The sequence below is a fragment of the Paenibacillus antri genome (assembly GCF_005765165.1).
Lineage (GTDB): Bacteria > Bacillota > Bacilli > Paenibacillales > YIM-B00363 > Paenibacillus_AE > Paenibacillus_AE antri.
In genome coordinates this window covers 388,127-404,304 of the sequence record NZ_VCIW01000002.1, presented here as the reverse complement: position 1 = coordinate 404,304, position 16,178 = coordinate 388,127, and the positions used below count along the sequence as shown (strand labels likewise).

The 16,178-nt window shown below is 60.2% G+C and carries 14 protein-coding genes and 1 riboswitch; all 14 genes read right to left on the bottom strand.

Annotated features, from left to right (window positions below; genetic code table 11):
• Nucleotides 1-13 precede the first annotated feature (13 nt).
• Nucleotides 14-3,178 (bottom strand): alpha-mannosidase, encoded by a 3,165-nt coding sequence (locus tag FE782_RS05045; RefSeq protein WP_138192959.1) that lies wholly within the window; start codon nt 3,176-3,178, stop codon nt 14-16.
• Nucleotides 3,179-3,199: 21 nt separating this feature from the next.
• Nucleotides 3,200-4,165: an ROK family protein gene (locus FE782_RS05040; protein ID WP_138192958.1), complete on the bottom strand. Its 966-nt coding sequence runs from the start codon at nt 4,163-4,165 to the stop codon at nt 3,200-3,202.
• A complete protein-coding gene (locus tag FE782_RS05035) occupies nt 4,162-4,800 on the bottom strand; it encodes a D-sedoheptulose-7-phosphate isomerase (RefSeq protein WP_138192957.1) in 639 nt (212 codons plus the stop codon). The genes FE782_RS05040 and FE782_RS05035 overlap by 4 nt, the downstream gene beginning before the upstream one ends.
• Nucleotides 4,797-5,597 carry a DeoR/GlpR family DNA-binding transcription regulator gene (locus FE782_RS05030; protein ID WP_138192956.1) on the bottom strand — a complete coding sequence of 267 codons (801 nt, stop codon included), beginning with the start codon at nt 5,595-5,597 and terminating at the stop codon, nt 4,797-4,799. Before FE782_RS05030 ends, FE782_RS05035 begins: the two co-directional genes overlap by 4 nt.
• Nucleotides 5,598-5,614: 17 nt before the next feature.
• Nucleotides 5,615-6,904: a four-carbon acid sugar kinase family protein gene (locus tag FE782_RS05025; protein ID WP_158299260.1), complete on the bottom strand. Its 1,290-nt coding sequence runs from the start codon at nt 6,902-6,904 to the stop codon at nt 5,615-5,617.
• A complete protein-coding gene (locus FE782_RS05020; protein WP_138192954.1) occupies nt 6,901-7,563 on the bottom strand; it encodes a class II aldolase/adducin family protein in 663 nt (220 codons plus the stop codon). Before FE782_RS05020 ends, FE782_RS05025 begins: the two co-directional genes overlap by 4 nt.
• 207 nt (nt 7,564-7,770) lie before the next feature.
• Nucleotides 7,771-8,694 carry an aspartate carbamoyltransferase gene (pyrB, locus tag FE782_RS05015; protein WP_138192953.1) on the bottom strand — a complete coding sequence of 308 codons (924 nt, stop codon included), beginning with the start codon at nt 8,692-8,694 and terminating at the stop codon, nt 7,771-7,773.
• A gap of 142 nt (nt 8,695-8,836) precedes the next feature.
• Nucleotides 8,837-9,007 (bottom strand): hypothetical protein, encoded by a 171-nt coding sequence (locus FE782_RS32215; RefSeq protein ID WP_158299259.1) that lies wholly within the window; start codon nt 9,005-9,007, stop codon nt 8,837-8,839.
• 66 nt (nt 9,008-9,073) lie between these two features.
• Nucleotides 9,074-9,160: riboswitch (cyclic di-GMP riboswitch) on the bottom strand.
• Nucleotides 9,161-9,446: 286 nt separating this feature from the next.
• Entirely contained in the window at nt 9,447-10,595 is a 1,149-nt protein-coding gene (gene dgoD, locus FE782_RS05010) for a galactonate dehydratase (RefSeq protein WP_138192952.1), read from the bottom strand.
• Entirely contained in the window at nt 10,596-11,273 is a 678-nt protein-coding gene (locus FE782_RS05005; protein ID WP_138192951.1) for a FadR/GntR family transcriptional regulator, read from the bottom strand.
• Between the two features lie 130 nt (nt 11,274-11,403).
• Entirely contained in the window at nt 11,404-12,078 is a 675-nt protein-coding gene (locus tag FE782_RS05000; RefSeq protein ID WP_138192950.1) for an MgtC/SapB family protein, read from the bottom strand.
• 51 nt (nt 12,079-12,129) lie between these two features.
• Complete coding sequence (locus FE782_RS04995) at nt 12,130-14,007, bottom strand: bifunctional diguanylate cyclase/phosphohydrolase (RefSeq protein WP_138192949.1); 1,878 nt, start codon at nt 14,005-14,007, stop codon at nt 12,130-12,132.
• A gap of 486 nt (nt 14,008-14,493) precedes the next feature.
• A complete protein-coding gene (locus FE782_RS04990) occupies nt 14,494-15,084 on the bottom strand; it encodes a DUF5317 domain-containing protein (RefSeq protein WP_138192948.1) in 591 nt (196 codons plus the stop codon).
• A gap of 235 nt (nt 15,085-15,319) precedes the next feature.
• A complete protein-coding gene (locus FE782_RS04985; protein ID WP_138192947.1) occupies nt 15,320-16,084 on the bottom strand; it encodes a sugar phosphate isomerase/epimerase family protein in 765 nt (254 codons plus the stop codon).
• Nucleotides 16,085-16,178: the final 94 nt, after the last annotated feature.

Here is a 16,178-nt window from a genome sequence, read left to right as displayed (position 1 = left end):
TCCTAAACCGCTCTTAAAACCACACTTTGAACGTCTTCACTTCATACGGCGTCAAGCCGAACGTCAAGCGGTCGCCCGCGAAGTCCGCATCGCCTTCCTCTTCCTCGACGAGGTTGCACTCTACGGCCTTCCGGATCGGACGGTCGAACCGGATCGCCGCGTCCTCGGTCCGATACTGCATGTACTCGTACACCCGCACGACGACCGCGTCGTCGTCCTCGGCCTTCTTCACCGTCTCGAGCATCGCATGAGCGCACTCGAGCGACGCGAAGCCGCCGACGGCCGGAAGCTCGCCGTCCGGCTGCGCGGCGATCGGCGTCGCCGTCAGCGGCGCGTTCAGCTCGTACGCGGCCTTCGGAACGTTCGCCTCGCGCCAGCCTCCGACATGCGGCAGCAGCGCGTACGTGAAGACGTGGCGGCCGCGGTCGGCCGTCTCGTCCGGCTCGATCGGGGACTTGAGCAGCGTGAGGCGCATGACATTGTCCTTCGTGTCATGGCCGTACTTGCCGTCGTTCAGCAGCGCGACGCCGTAGTTGCCTTCCGACAGGTCGGCCCACTTATGCGCGCACACCTCGAACTTCGCGTAGTCCCAGCTCGTGTTCCAATGCGTCGGCCGTTCGATGTTGCCGAACTGGATATCGTACGTCGCCCGCGTGGAGCGGACGGCGACCGGGAACGCGGCCTTGAGCAGCACCTGCTTTTCGTTCCAATCGATGTCCGTGCGGAAGTCGATGCGCGGATCGTCCGCATACAGCGATACCCGCTGCGTAATCGTCGAATCGAGGAACTTCCAGACGAGGCGCAGCGTGCCCCGCAGCGGTCCTTCCTCTTCGACGACGGCTTCGACGAGATCGTCGATGACGGTCATCTTCTCCTGGTAGTACACGTCGATGTCCCATGCGTCGAAGTTGATCGGCTTGTCCTCGAACGCCTGCAGCACGTTCGCGAGCTGTCCTTCGGCGATCGCCTCGCGACGGCCGCGCTTATCGTAGATCGATGCGATCTGGCCGCGGTCGTTCAAGCGAATGACGTAGAAGTCATTCTCAAGCGCGTCCCGCGATACCCGAATCGACCCTGCACCCGCGGCAGCGGCCGCGGCCGCGTCCGCCGGCACGAAAGCCATCGCCTTATAGCCGAGCGACGGCACCGGCGCCGCCTTCAGCAGCACCGTCTTGCGCCCGTCCCGCATCGACGGCTGCGATACCGCCGCGCCTTCGAGCGCGGCCCCTTCGAGCTCCGGCGTCCAATCGAGTTCGAGCAAGCCGCCCCGCTCCCAGCCGAGCGCGTTCCAGACGACGAGGCCGGCCGCGTCCGCGCGAAGCAGCGAAGCGACCCGCGTCTCCGCCGCCCGCAGCGCGTCCGTCCCGATGCGCTCGATCTCTGCGAAATCCTTCCGCGCGTCTTCGTACACCTGGCGAATCGACGACCCCGGCAGGATGTCGTGGAACTGATTGAGCAGCAGCATCTCCCAGCCTTCGTTCAACGACGCCTGCGGATACGCCTTGGAACCCGTCAGCGCGTCCGCGTACGCGCTCAGCCACTCGGCCGCGTGGTACAGCCGCTCCGCCTGACGGTTCGCGCGCTTCAGCCACGCCTGCGACGTATACGTGCCGCGGTGATATTCGAGGTACAGCTCGCCGTCCCATACCGGCAGATCCTCCGGCTTCACCCGCTGGCCGAGTCGCTCCAGGTACGGCTCCAGCTTGCCGAGCTCGAACCGCGGCAGCCCCGGCACGTCCTTCAGCACTTCCGCCGCCTCCAGGAAGTCCTTCGTCGGCCCGCCGCCGCCGTCGCCCCAGCCGTACGCCATGACGAGCTCCTCGTTCACGTTCTTCTGCTTGTACTGGTCCCACGTGCCCTTGACCTCGTACGGCCGCACGAGGCCGTTGTACGTGTACGACTTCCCGCTCCCGTCTTCCGGCGTCGTAATGTAATGCGTCATAATTTCCGTGCCGTCGACGCCGCGCCACATGAACGTATCGTGCGGGAAGCGGTTATATTGATTCCAGCTGATCTTGCTCGTAATGAAGTAATCGATGCCGCTGCGCTTAATGATCTGCGGCAGCGCCCAGTTATAACCGAACACGTCCGGCAAAAATACGACGTTCGTCTTCTGATTGAATTCGTCCCGGATGAACCGCTTCCCGAACAAAATTTGCCGCACGAGCGACTCCCCGTTCGGCACGTTCATATCGGGCTCGATCCACATGCCGCCCGTGATTTCCCATTCGCCCGAAGCGATCCGTTCCTTCACCTGCGCGTAAATTTCCGGATAGTCTTGCTTTAAGTACTTGTATAACTGCGGAGACGTATGCAGAAAACGGTACTCCGGATACTGCTTCATCAGATGCAGCACGGTCGAGAACGTCCGCGACGCCTTCTCCCGCGAATGCGCCAGCCGCCACAGCCACGCCATGTCGATGTGGGAATGGCCGAAGCCGATCACCTTCGGCTTGCGCGCCTCCGGCTGCTTCCACGAGGCGATATCCAGCGCGAGCCGTTCCCGCGCCTTCGCGATCGACGCGTAATACGTCTCCGAACCCGGCTTCATGAAGTCGATCGTCAGTACCGCGCGGTTGATCGCTTGCAGGATGACGCCCCGATGCAGGTCCGTCTCCGGAAGCTCCTTCACCGCCTTAAGCAGCGTGTCGACCATGAAGTACAGCTTCTCCGCCGCTTCGTCGATGACGACGAGCTGCGCCAGCTTGAAGCGGCGCACGTCCGGCACCCGAAGCACGCTGCTCCACGCCTTCAGCGCGATGAACGCATACCCTTTCTCCACGAACTCCGGCGGCAGCCACGCGTCCTCGTGCCAGATGTCGATCCCCTGCAAAGGCCTCCCGTCGACGTACAGCAGCGTCTCGGCCGTCGAACCGCCGCCGTCGCGCGGGCCGACGAGGAAGCGCAGTGCCAGCTTCTTCCCGCGCCACGCCTCGGGAATCGTCACCTTCGCGCGGAAGTACGCCGTCTTGTCGTACCCGCCCCACGTCGAGCCGACCTCGAACGGCTTCCAGCCCGAATCGTCGAATTCGGGCTTCCGCCAATCGTCGGAAACGCTCTGCATCTCGTCGAAGTCGCCTTCGATATACGTAAACGCCGGGATCTCCTGTACCTCGCGGTAGATCGCGGACTTCAGTTCCTCGACGCGCCGCCCCAGCTTCTCTTCCGTTAACCACATAGGTGCTCGATGTTCCTCTCGTTAGTGGATTTCGTTCAGCGCCACCGACAACGACGCGAGGTCGCCCACGCTCTCGCCGAGCGCCGCGGGCACGATGTCGCACGCGCCCGCCGTAATCGGGAGCGCTTCCTTCGCCAGCACGTCCTTCACGATCGGCTCGAGCAGCGCCTGCTGCCGGCCGTAGATGCTGCCGATGACGATGCGCTCGGGGTTCAAAATATCTGCGAGCATAGCGAGCCCCTTGCCGAGCTTCTCCCCGACGATGCGGTAAATGTCGAGCGCCAGCGGATCGCCCGCCTGCGCCGCGAGACCGACCGTCTTCGCGGTAATCGCGTCGAGCTCCGCCTCCGAAGCGCAGAAGCTCGGCGGCTCGCCGCCCGAACGCAGCCGTTCGGCCGTCATCGTCCTAGCCAAGACGGCGATGCCGCCGCCGCTGCAGAACCCTTCGAAGGAGCCCGCCTTGCCGTAGCCGATCGGCCCGTCGTCCTCGAGGCGGACGTGACCGACCTCGCCGGCCATGTCGTTCTTGCCGACGTACAGCCGGCCGTTCAGGATGAGGCCCGCGCCCATGCCGGTTCCGAACGTCAGGAACACCATGTGTTCCGTCCCCTGTCCGGCGCCCCACTTCCACTCGGCCAGCGCGCAGGCGTTGGCGTCGTTCTGCAAGCCGACCGGCACGCCGTACCGCGCCTTCAGCGGGCCGACGACGTCGAGCCGATCCCAATCGGGCAAGTTCGGCGGCGACAGGACGAGCCCGCGCTTGCTGTCGAGCGGACTGCCGCAGCTGATGCCGATCGCGTCCGGACGGTCGACGCCCGCCGCGGCCAGGAGCTCGTCCAAATTCGCGATGAAGGACGCGACCGCCTCCGCCGGCGGCGGGGTCGGATACATGCGCTTGCTCAACACGTCGACCGCGCCCTCGCGGGCGCGGCCCAGTACGACGGCGCATTTCGTGCCGCCGATATCGATTCCGGCGAGGTACGTCATTTTCCGAAAAACTCCTCTTCCAGCATGATGCAAATCGCGTGGTAAATCGGCAGATGCCGCTCCTGAATGTCCGGCGTCGAGTCCTTCGGCACGCGGATCGTCACGTCGCACGCCTCGGCCATCTTCCCGCCGGCGCGTCCCGTCAACCCGATCGTCTTCAGCCCCCGCAGCTTCGCCACCTGCACCGCCCGCATGACGTTCGCGGAATTGCCCGAGGTGCTTAAGCCCACGAGCACGTCGCCCGGCTTGCCGTACCCGTAGACTTGCTGCGCGAACATCATGTCCGCGGCGACGTCGTTAATGAACGCCGTCAGCAGCGCCGTATGGCTGACGAGCGAAATCGCGGGCAGTCCGCCCTGCAGATGGTCGGCGAGGTAACGGCCTTCTTCCTCGCCGTACGCTTCGATCCAGCGGGCCCGCTCCTCGTCCGAAACCGGACGCCGCGACATGAAGCCCTTCATCAGCTCGCCCACGATATGCTCGCTGTCGGACGCGCTGCCGCCGTTGCCGCAGAACAGCGCCTTGCCGCCGTTCGCGTAGCTCTCCCGCATGATTTCGTAGGCCGCGACGATATCGTCCTGACACGACGCGATGTCGGGGTACTTTTCCAATAACGCTCCTAACGCCTGATTCATTCTTCTTCCTCCCGCAGCTCGTGCTTCACCGGACAGACGACGACCTTCACGCCGACCTCTTCCATCTCCCGGATGTACGCCGGCTCGACCAGATCGCTCGTAATGACCATATCGACGTCCTGCAGGCTGCTGAACGACACGAGCGCCTGGCGTTGAAATTTGCTGTGATCCGCCAAGATGACGACGCGCTGTCCGGCGGCGATCATCGCCCGCTTGATCTCGGCTTCGTAGATGTCCGAGCTCGTGAACCCTTTGCGCGGGGAGATGCCCGACGTGCCGAGGAAGACGAAGTGGGCGTTATACTTCTGCAGCTCCATCTCCGCCTGCGGGCCGACGACGCTCATCGATTTCTTGATCAGCTTGCCGCCCAGCAGGAAGATGGCCGCCTCTTCGTTCTGGCTGCATTCCTCGGCGACGTTGATGCCGTTCGTCACGACCGTGAGACCGGTCGTCTGCTTCAGATGGCGCGCCATGCACCAGGTCGTGGAGCCGGAGTCGAGGATGACGATTTGTTGGCCCGTCACAAGCTCCGCCGCCTTTTTCCCGATCGCGTTCTTCTCTTCGAAAAACTGAAACTTCCGCTGCTGTACCGGAGGAATCGCGACGTTCTCGATATCTTCGATCAGAATGGCGCCGCCGTAATTTTTCTGAATGAGTCCTTCCCGCTCCAGCTGATTCAAGTCCCGGCGGATCGTCTCCTCGGATACGTTGAACTCCTTCACGAGCTCGGACACCTTGACGCTCCGTTGCTGGAAAAGCTTCTCTTTTATCTTATGCCTTCTTTGGACAACGATCATACGCTTCCCCCCGTCGGTTATGGTTCGAGTAAGTGCTGCAATGCGTCATACAAGAAGCTTGGTTTCCCGAAGCTGCCGGATTTGAGCACGAGCATGAGCGGCTCCTCCGACAACGTGATGCAGGACGGCACGCCCGGCTCGATTTCTTTCCACACCCTCATGCCGGAGACGCCGAGCTTATCGCAGATCGATGCGGACGTCTCGCCGCCCGCCGTGACGAGCCGATTCTGCCCCGTGCGCGCCATGACGGCGCTCGCGACGTCCGCCAGCGCGTCGGAGACGAGCCGGGACGCTTGCTCGCCCGTCATGCCGAGCGTCGCGCCGATGCGCTTCGTCTCGGCGACGCGAACCGGATCGTTCGTCGAGTGCACCGCGGCGTGGGAGCCCGCGCGCAGCACGCCGACCAGCGCGTCGGTCAGCCGCTCAAGCTCCGCGGCGCGCTCTTGCGGCGAGAACAGACGCAGCGTATCCATCTCGTAGATCGGAACGCCCTTCTCCTTCAAATAGTCGATCTGCCCGGCGGTTTGCGGCATGAGGCTGCCGGCGGCGCACAAGATTCCGACGCCTTCGACGAGCGGCAGCGGCTTCGCTTGCGCGCTGCCCCGCGTCCCCGGGAGCGTAAGGGCCAGCTCCTCCGATAACGCCGAGCTGCCGCAGAGCACGTAGTCGTCCCGGACCGCGAGCGCGATCGTACGAAGATCGTCCTGAGACTCTACGTCGAGGATGACGTACCCCCCGCGCGATTCCGCTTCCTCAAGGCGGGCTCGGAGCCCTTCCGGCGTCAGCCCCGCCGTCCGCTCCCCGAGCCGCTCCACGCGCCGCTTCGTCTGCCCGCGCAAGATGTCGACCAGACTCGACGTCGTCATCGGATGCACCGGATCGTTCCGGAACTCGGATCGCTCGAGCGGCAGTCCGCGAACGTAATGCATGCCGTCGACCGTCGTGCGGCCGTTCTTCGGGAAGCCGAGCGCGACGACCGCGAACGAAACGCCGAGCGCGTCCAGCATCGCGTCGAACTCGGCGCCGACGTTGCCCCGGAACACGGAGCACGTCTTGTTGATCCAAAGCCTAGCGCCCGCCGCCTTCAACCGATTCGTGGCGTTCTCGACCTTCCCGTAGGCGATCCCCGGCGCGTCCAATCGGGACGCCGTATCCAAGATGACGACGTCGGGACGCTCCGCCGCCGCGGCCGCCGCCGACGGATCGAACGCCTCGAACGGATATACATGCGTAACGTATCCGGCTTTCGCGAACATCGTGCCGATGTCGTTCGCGCCGGTAATGTCGTCCGCGACGATGCCGATCACGACTCCCACTTCCTTCTAGGTTTATACCCCGCGTTCGTTAGAAAATCTTTGACGACCGCCGGCTCCAAATTCCGCAGCTTCACGCCGGCCGCTCCCGCGGTCACCAGCATGCGGCACGCCATCTCGAGCGTCTGCAGCGCCATCCGCGCTTCCCGGACGCTCGTATCGAAGACGAGGACGCCGTGATGCTCGAGCAGCAGGACGTTCGCGTCCTTCGCATGAGCCGCGACCGCTTCCCCGAGGGCGTCCGAGCCCGGATGGCAATACGGCACCCGCGCCACGCGCTCCAAATAGTACATCGTCTCTACGAACCAATCCGACGGAAGCGCTAAGTCCGAGCAAGCGATCATCGTACTATAGAAAGGCGACGCATGCAGCACCGCGTTCACCTCGGGCCGGAGCTCGTAGACGGCGCGATGCATCGGCAGCTCCTTCGACGGCTTCTTGTCGGATTCATGCAGCCGCCCCCCCGCGAAGCTGCATTCGACGAGATCGTCGTCTTCCAATTCTCCGAGGAACGTGCCGCTTGCCGTTATCAAATAGCGGTCCTCGCCGGTCCGGGCGCTGATATTGCCCGCGTTGCCCCAAGCGAGGCCGTTCGTCATCATATACCTGCCAGCGTCCTGCAGCTGTCGTCTGGTCTCTTCCACCGTCGGCATCGAGCTCCCTCCGCTTCCAATTAAAGTGTTGTGGTTTTCCCGAAAATGATAGTTGGTTTTGTTGGTTCTTGAACGATTTACCTCTAATTCTGACGAATACCCCACACCATGTCAACCTTTTTTCGTAAATCGGTCATGGCATTGAGGGAAAAAGAAACCACGCGAGCGCCGTCTCCGGCTCCGCGTGGTTCTATTGTTCCCATTCTCTTATTGTAAACATTTTTCGATGAGCGCCATTCGCAAATACAACCCGTTCTGCGCTTGACGGAAGTACGCGGCGCGCGGATCGCGGTCGACCGAAGGCTCGATCTCGCCGGCGCGCGGCAGCGGATGCAGAATGATCGAATCGGGGCGCAGCACGCCCAGCAGCGCTTCGTCGATCGTATACTTGCCCGACGCCTTCTCGTATTCTTCGAGCGACAGGAACCGCTCCTTCTGAATCCGCGTTTGGTAGACGACGTCCGCCGTCGCCGCCACGGCCGTCAAATCCGTCGATTCCTCGTAGGAGACGCCTTTCTCGACCAAGTACCGCTTGACGTCGATCGGGATGCGCACGTTGTCCGGCGCGACGAAGTCGATGTGCACGTTCTTGTAGTTCGCGAGCATGTAGCTCAGCGAATGAACCGTCCGGCCGTTCGCCAGATCGCCGATCATCGCGATGCGGATGCCGTCGATGCGCCCGAGCTCCTTCCGGATCGAATACAGATCGAGCAGCGCCTGCGTCGGATGTTCTCCCGCGCCGTCGCCGGCGTTGATGACCGGCACCGTCGCCACCGACGCCGCTTGCTTCGCCGCGCCGATCTCCGTGTGGCGCATGACGATCAGATCGCTGTACCCCGAGACGATGCGGATCGTATCCTCCAGCGTCTCCCCTTTGATCGCGGAAGAAAATTGCGCGGCGTTCTCCGTTCCGATCACCCGTCCGCCCAGCCGGTGCATCGCCGCTTCGAACGACAGCCGGGTCCGCGTGCTCGCCTCGAAGAAGAGCGTCGTTAGAATTTTGTTCGCGAACCGGTTCGACCCTCCCTCGGCGACGACCCGCTCCATTTCGCCGGAAGCGGCGAACAGCTCGTCCAACGTCGGACGATCGAACTGCTTCGCGCCCAACACATGATACAACGAATGCGACATCCCCGTTTATCCCCCTGAACAACCGTTTCCCTCATCCTATCTCATCGCAACGCCTACATCAAGGCGGCCGGATAGCCGTACCTTCTCCCGAGAATAAAGAAACGGCCGAGAGAGTTCTCCCGACCGTTCCGCTACACCATCGTTAACGCGCGACCGCGACGGCCGGCTCTAAGAACGCTCCTAACGATTTCCGGATTTCCCGCAAATCCGAATCCGAAGCGCGAACGAATCCGACGATGATGTCGTTCGCCAATTCTTCGCCCAACAGGTCCTTAAGCTCTTGCACCACGCGTGTGCACGATTTCTTCTCCATCCTCGCACGCCTCCGTAATCGTTGGTTGATTTCCGCACCAAAAGGAGGCTCCTCTCGCCTCTTGCTTTCGGCAGCTGGCTGACTTGGGTTCGCGAACCGGTAGTCCCTGTAGCTTTGCGTCCCTGATTTTCAACAGGTTTGCCCTTCTCGCTGTAAGAACAAGAATTACTTAATAGTATAACATATTTTACCGAAAAGGGTAGGACGATTTTCGCGATACTAAACGCCTAGAATACGCCTGTCTGCTGCCATACGAGCCAGCCGTAAGAAAACTCGTCTGTCGACGAGTCCTTAGGGTTCGAGCGTTTGCATGATCCAGCTGAGCGAAGGTCAATCCAGGAGAAGGAGCGCCGGAACAAACGCGCCTCCTCCCTCAACGAAAGCTTCAAACTTTCATGAAAAAAACACGCCCGTTTCCTAAAAGAAACGGGCGTGCCTCTTACCACTCCGACAGCGAGCCGTCGGCGTTGCGCCAGATCGGATTGCGCCAGCGATGGCCGATCGCGGCCATCTCGCGCACCTTCTCCTCGTTGACTTCGATGCCGAGTCCCGGCGCCTCCAGCCGCCGGACGTAGCCGTCCTCGTATTCGAATACGGTCGGATCCGCAAGATAATCCAATAAGTCCGAGCCTTGATTATAATGAATGCCTAAGCTTTGCTCCTGTATGAACGCGTTCGGCGTGCAGAAATCGAGCTGCAGCGAAGCCGCGAGCGCGATCGGACCGAGCGGGCAATGCGGCGCGACGGCGACGTCGTACGCCTCGGCCATCGCGGCGATCTTCCGCGTCTCCCAGATGCCGCCGGCGTGGCTGAGATCCGGCTGAATGATATCGACCGCGCCGCTCGCGAGCGCATGCTTGAAGTCCCAGCGGGTGAACATGCGCTCGCCCGTCGCGATCGGCACCGTCGTCGCGCGGGCGAGCTCGAGCAGCGCCTCGTTGTTTTCCGGAAGCACCGGCTCCTCGATGAACATCGGCTTATACGGCTCCAGCTCCTTGATGAGCGCCTTCGCCATCCCCTTGTGCACGCGGCCGTGGAAGTCGATCCCGATGCCGATCCCGTACCCGACCGCTTCGCGCACCGCCGCGATATTCGCGACGGCGCTTTCGATCTTCGCGTTCGAATCGATCCACTCCATCTCCGCGGTGCCGTTCATCTTGACCGCGGTGTACCCGGCGGCGACCTTCTCCCGCGCCGCTTCCGCCGTCTCCGCCGGCTTGTCGCCGCCGATCCAAGCGTAGACGCGCATCTTGTCGCGGACCGACCCGCCGAGCAGCTCGTAGACCGGCACGCCGAACCGCTTGCCCTTAATGTCCCACAACGCCTGCTCGATGCCGGAGATGGCGCTCGTCAGAATCGGCCCGCCGCGGTAAAAGCCGCCTCGATACATGACTTGCCATAGGTCTTCGATATTGCCCGCTTCCTTGCCGATGAAGTAATCGCTCAGCTCTTGGACAGCCGCCTTCACCGTCTCCGCCCGCCCTTCGACGATCGGCTCCCCCCAACCGATCAATCCGTCGTCCGTCGTCACCTTCAGGAACAGCCAGCGGGGCGGTACCGTAAACAGTTCGATGCTGCGAATTTTCATTTACCGATCCTCCTTAAGATTACGTCGATATTGCGCCAAAATATCTTCCAGATGCGAGCGCATCTGGCTTCGCGCCGTCTCCGCGCGGCCTTCGGCGATCGCGTACGCGATCAACTGATGATGCGCGATCGTCTTCTCGTCCATGCCTTCCCATTTCATCGTCCGCCGGCGACTGTCCAGAAGCAAATCCGACGCGACGGACATCATCTCGCGCAGGACGACGTTGCCCGCGGCGACGGCGATCAACCGATGGAAATCCAAATCCTCGCGAAGAAACTCCTCGCCTCGCGCCATCTTCTCCCGCATCGCCGACGCATTGTCCAGAATCGCCCGCTTGGCGTCCGCGCCGCCGTGAACCGCGGCGAGCGCGGCCAGTTCAGGCTCGACGACGAGGCGCGCTTCCGTCAGCTGCAAGAGCGTCGCGTTCTCTAACGCGTCCAGCCGCTCTCCCGACGCCTCCTCCAGGCTTTGCGCCACGAACGTACCGCGCCCTTGTTCGATGCGAAGCACGCCTTGCTTGCCTAGAATCTTCACCGCCTCGCGGACCGAAGAGACGCCGGTGCCGAACTCGCGGGACAGCTCCTCGATCGTCGGGATGCGGCTCCCGACGCTCCAGTCGCCGCTAGCGATGCGGTAGCGAATTCCGTCGTACACCGCTTCGTACGCCAGCTTTCTCATGTCGGCCTCCTCCCAGTCCATGCGAAACAAAATTCATCATATCTATTTAAGAAAATAACATAATTCATATGATGTTTCCACCATTTTCTCCATAAAAAAAACGCCGCCGCGTTCAGCGACGGACGTCTTCCTATAAAGAGCGAACATCGAGTTTGCTAACATGCTCTTCGGTCCGAATATCCTTAAAGATATCCGCGATCGTGCTATGCTCGTGCACTTGCGCCCGCAGCTCGATTCGTATCGTTCGCTCGTCGAGCTCCGACACCTTCGTCGCCTTCACCTTCACCTTGTGCCGGACGAGATGCGACTTCATGGCGTCGAAGTGTTCCATATCCGTTAGGATGAACGAAATTAATATTTCCTTCGAGGTGAGGACGTCCGGCCCCCACTTCCGCATCAAGAACGGGATCAGGTCGACCCCGACCAAGACGAACAACAGCGCGACGGCCGCTTCGATATAATACCCCGCGCCGACGGCGATCCCAAGGCCGGACGCCCCCCAGATCATCGCGGCGGTCGTAAGGCCGCTGATGACGTCGTCGTTGCGCTTCAGGATGACCCCGGCGCCGATAAAGCCGACCCCGGATACGATCTGCGCCGCCAGACGCATCGGATCCATCACCATGTGATCGAGCTTCGGGAAGTCATAGGCCGCTTGAATGGAAACGACCGTAAGCAAGCAGCTGCTTACCGCGAGAACGAGACAGGTCTTCATGCCTAGAGGTTTCTTCTTTAACTCCCGATCGATCCCGATGATGAGACCGAACACGGCGGATAGTCCGATCTTCAGAAGTACGGCGCTCATCGGTCGCCCCCCTTTCGCTAGTAGTTCATATGTATTCTCGGCCGCGTCGACTTATCCCGCCGCGGGATTCGTCGGGGAAGCATCGCGCCCGTCCCGCTCCTCGTCCTCGCTCCAATCGAAGCCCCCGCGTTCGATCATCGCGATGAACGCTTCCGCGAACTCCGGATCGAACTGCTTGCCCGCATGGGCGCGCAGCTCGACGATCGCCTCCTGGAACGTCTTCGTACGTTGATACGGACGTTCGGTCGTCATCGCGTCGAACGAATCGATGACGCACAGCGCTCTGGCGAGCTTCGGAATTTCCTCGCCCTTCAGTCCGCGCGGGTACCCCTTGCCGTCGTACCGTTCGTGATGCAGCTCGATAAGCGGCAGAAGCGGCTTGAACTTCTCGTTCGTAGAGGCGATCTCCTTGCCCCACAGCACGTGCTTCTTGACCATCTCCCACTCTTCGTTCGTCAGCTTGCCCTTCTTGTTCAAGACGTCCCTCGGAATTTCCAGCTTTCCGATATCGTGGATGAGCGCCCCGAGCACCAGCGTCTTCTTCTCCGCGTCCGTCAGCGTAAGCCGATCGCTCAGCTCCATCGCATAACGATACACTCGCTTGCTGTGCTGGAACGTGTACACGTCCTTCGACAAAAAGATATTCAGCTGCTGCTCGATTTCCCGAATGTCCTGTTCGATATCGAGCGTCCGCTGCAGGATGGAATCTTCGTTATAAATATGTACGACGTTCTTTCCTTGAGCCTTCGCGTAATACATCGCTTGATCCGCCCGGTCGACGAGTTGGTTCTTGTCGTAAATATCGAGCGTATATTGGACGATGCCGGCCGAGAACGACAAGCACCCGTGAGGGAACAGCTCGACGCCCTCGAAGTACGTATCGTTGATTCGCTTGCGAATGTGGTTCGCGTACGCGAGCGCCTCTTCCGCGCCGACGTTCGGGAGAATGACGGTGAACTCCTCGCCTCCGTATCTCGCGACGACGACGCCCTCCCGGTCGCACAGATGCTTCAGCTGCGTTCCGAAAAATTCCAACAGCTGATCGCCCTTCAGATGACCGTAGACGTCGTTGTATTTCTTGAAATTATCCAAGTCGAGCAGTACGAGGGAGAACACGTCCCCCGTCTTCTTCGACGCGTTCAGCCGGCTTTCCAGCGCTTCCTCGAAATAACTATGGTTATACAAGCCCGTGCGTTGATCGACGATCGCCCGCTCGGACAAGGAATGGTACAGCTCGAACAGCAGCTTGAACGATTTCGAGATGAGGACCGCGATCCCCATGAACAGGAACAACCCGAAGAAGGGAGAACGCTCGAACAACATCGTAAGCACCAGCGAAAGCAGCAGCGTGCTCGCGTACGCCGAGATCGATTCTTTGAATACGCCGTTGAACACCTTGATCGCCGGCTTGCCCTGAATGACGTGGAAGCCGCCGAAGATGCTCGTGTTTACGAAGAAATACACGGCCAAGGACAGCAGATAAATGTAAACGCTTGTAACCTCAAGCGTCCCGATTCGCCCCCCCGTCCAAGCGAATACGCTCGACGTGGCGACGATCATGATGACGTACATCGAGAAATTCGCGAGATGCTTCCAGAGCGCGACCTCTCTTCGAATCGCGGCTAGAATGCCGTAGCTGAGCAGCAAGACGTACAACACGATGTCGAGCCCGTGGACGAAGAGCGCGGCTAAGATGACGGAGGAATCCATGGACTGCTTCGTGCCGCTCGGCGGAAGCTGGAAGTCCAGATGGTTCAACACGACGACGGAGGCCACGAGCGCGTACAACAGGACCCACTCGTTCAGAGAAAAGGAAGGCGCGTTCACGAACGCCGCGAACAACGCGACGCCTAAGGCGCATACGCTAAACACATATAAATTTTGACGTTCTCGAAGCGAGTCGATGTAAGCCTTCGTTCTCTGGAACATCCTGCAGCACCTGCATTTCCGAGTAGTCTGACGTTATTATACACGAAATATACGAAGGTTAATATAATGAAAGAAGGACGAGCCTCGCCGGGCGTATCGGCAGCCTCGGGAAAAGAAAAAAAGCCGTCCTAAAGGCGTTACGCCTCAGGAACGGCTCTCGTCGGGTTCCGATTAGCCCCACTTATAACCGGAAGTCAATGCCACGATCACCGAAGCGACGATGGCTGCGTTCACGATCAACTTGCCGAACTGGATTCCTTCTAAACGTTTCTTCATTACGAATTCCTCCTCGAGAATGGATTGAATTAGGTTATAAGATTCGAATTAGCCCCACTTGTAGCCGGAAGTCAATGCGACGATGACGGATGCGACGATTGCGGCGTTCACGATCAACTTGCCGAACTGGATGCCTTCGAGCTTCTTCTTCATAGCGGAACCCTCCCATAGTTTTCGAATGAATTCGATAGAGTATGTATGTTTACATCATTATGCTTGCGTGGATACCGCTCCGCTCGGGAGCCCCTTCTTCTCGGCCGTCATGATCTTCTGCAGGAACATAAAGATTCCTACGTTCATCACGATGTCGCCGATGCTGATAATCACCTGCCGCGGGTAAGGCGCGACGATCGGGATAATGTCTCCCAGGAAGGGCAGCCTCGTGTCCTCCATCAGCTTCGCGTGTTTATACACGACGTCGTTGTTCTGCAGCATGTCCGCGTAATACGATCCCAACGTCGACGCCGCTTCGAGCGACACCGGCATCGCCCCGCCGTTCAGAACCATGACGAGGAAATTCAGGAACACGCCGACGAAAATTGTCTTGAAACCCGGCTGTTTGTGGTTCAATCCGACGAACAAAAGACCGATAACATAAATAACCATGATCGAAATGCCCGTATATTGCTGCAGCGCTTCGTTCCTGCCTTGGAAATAGAAGTACACGAACTGAAAGACCAGCAGCGCCGGGAAAACCCAACCGGCCACAAGCTTCAACCGAGACAATCCGCGCAATGCGCCGAAGACGCCCCCTCGGATCAACCCGACGATGAGTCCGATTACGATACCGTCATAAATCATGTCGTCTCTCCGCTCGTTCTTGGCTTGTAACTGCTTTCAATATATCATAGATATATTGAGTTGTCTAGCAGGTTTTAGTAGAAAAGTTAAATTAATATAATTACGCCAAGTTTTACCGCGATAATCGGGGAAAGCGGGCCGGTTTGCAATTTGCGAATGCGCCCGAACACGCAAAGAAGCAACCCGCCGCGGGGTTGCTTCTTTCGCTTTAGTCTTATTCTCCCATTCCTTCGAATTACCGAAGGCCGTTGCTCTTGAGCCAAGCGATGCTGGTCGCCACGCTTTCGAGCGGCGGGTTTTGGCATACGTCTTGTTCGACGATCAGCCATTCCGCGCCGGCTTCCTTCGAAGCGGCGGCGATCGCAAGCAGATCCACTTCGCCTTTCCCGAGCTCGACCGTGTTCGCCTTGTCGCCTTCGCGCATCATGTCCTTCAAGTGAACGAGCGGGATGCGGCCCTTGTACTTACCGATATATGCCGCCGCGTCGATGCCGGCGTTGTGGACCCAGCAAGAATCCAGTTCCACCTGCAAGCGGTCCGCCGGCACGCTGTCGAAGATGTAGTCCAGCATCAGTTTGCCTGCGAACGTGCGCTGCAGCTCGAAGGAATGGTTATGGTAGCCGAACGCGATGCCGCGCTCGGCGCACTTGGCGCCGATGGCGTCAAGCTGCTTGCACGTCTCCGCGAGCGCTTCTTCGGTCGCGTATTTCTCTTCGCCCATCCACGGCACGACGAGATATTTGTTGCCGAGCGTCAGCGCGTATTCGATCTCGTCGTCGGCCGCTTCCAGCATCCGCGCGAGCGATACGTGGCTGCCGAGCGACTTGAGCCCCATGCCGTCCAATTCCGCGCGAAGCGCCTTCGCGTCCAAACCGCCGTAGCCGGCGAATTCTACGCCTTCGTATCCAAGCTCCGCCACCTTCCGAAGCGTGCCCAAGAAGTCCTGAGCCGTCTCGTTCCGAAGCGTGTACATTTGCAATCCGATCGACAATCTCGTCATCTCTGCTTCAACTCCTAGTTATAAATATGTATTGAATGTACCCCGATTCGCCTCGATCGTCCATATACGATATCGCCTGCACATGAACTATCCG

Bases quoted from the DNA above. Each gene is read 5' to 3' on its own strand.
- FE782_RS05045 (WP_138192959.1), bottom strand. From the start codon at position 3,178: ATGTGGTTAACGGAAGAGAAGCTGGGGCGGCGCGTCGAGGAACTGAAG.
- FE782_RS05040 (WP_138192958.1), bottom strand. From the start codon at position 4,165: ATGACGTACCTCGCCGGAATCGATATCGGCGGCACGAAATGCGCCGTC.
- FE782_RS05035 (WP_138192957.1), bottom strand. From the start codon at position 4,800: ATGAATCAGGCGTTAGGAGCGTTATTGGAAAAGTACCCCGACATCGCG.
- FE782_RS05030 (WP_138192956.1), bottom strand. From the start codon at position 5,597: ATGATCGTTGTCCAAAGAAGGCATAAGATAAAAGAGAAGCTTTTCCAG.
- FE782_RS05020 (WP_138192954.1), bottom strand. From the start codon at position 7,563: ATGCCGACGGTGGAAGAGACCAGACGACAGCTGCAGGACGCTGGCAGG.
- pyrB (WP_138192953.1), bottom strand. From the start codon at position 8,694: ATGTCGCATTCGTTGTATCATGTGTTGGGCGCGAAGCAGTTCGATCGT.
- FE782_RS32215 (WP_158299259.1), bottom strand. From the start codon at position 9,007: ATGGAGAAGAAATCGTGCACACGCGTGGTGCAAGAGCTTAAGGACCTG.
- dgoD (WP_138192952.1), bottom strand. From the start codon at position 10,595: ATGAAAATTCGCAGCATCGAACTGTTTACGGTACCGCCCCGCTGGCTG.
- FE782_RS05005 (WP_138192951.1), bottom strand. From the start codon at position 11,273: ATGAGAAAGCTGGCGTACGAAGCGGTGTACGACGGAATTCGCTACCGC.
- FE782_RS05000 (WP_138192950.1), bottom strand. From the start codon at position 12,078: ATGAGCGCCGTACTTCTGAAGATCGGACTATCCGCCGTGTTCGGTCTC.
- FE782_RS04995 (WP_138192949.1), bottom strand. From the start codon at position 14,007: ATGTTCCAGAGAACGAAGGCTTACATCGACTCGCTTCGAGAACGTCAA.
- FE782_RS04990 (WP_138192948.1), bottom strand. From the start codon at position 15,084: ATGATTTATGACGGTATCGTAATCGGACTCATCGTCGGGTTGATCCGA.
- FE782_RS04985 (WP_138192947.1), bottom strand. From the start codon at position 16,084: ATGACGAGATTGTCGATCGGATTGCAAATGTACACGCTTCGGAACGAG.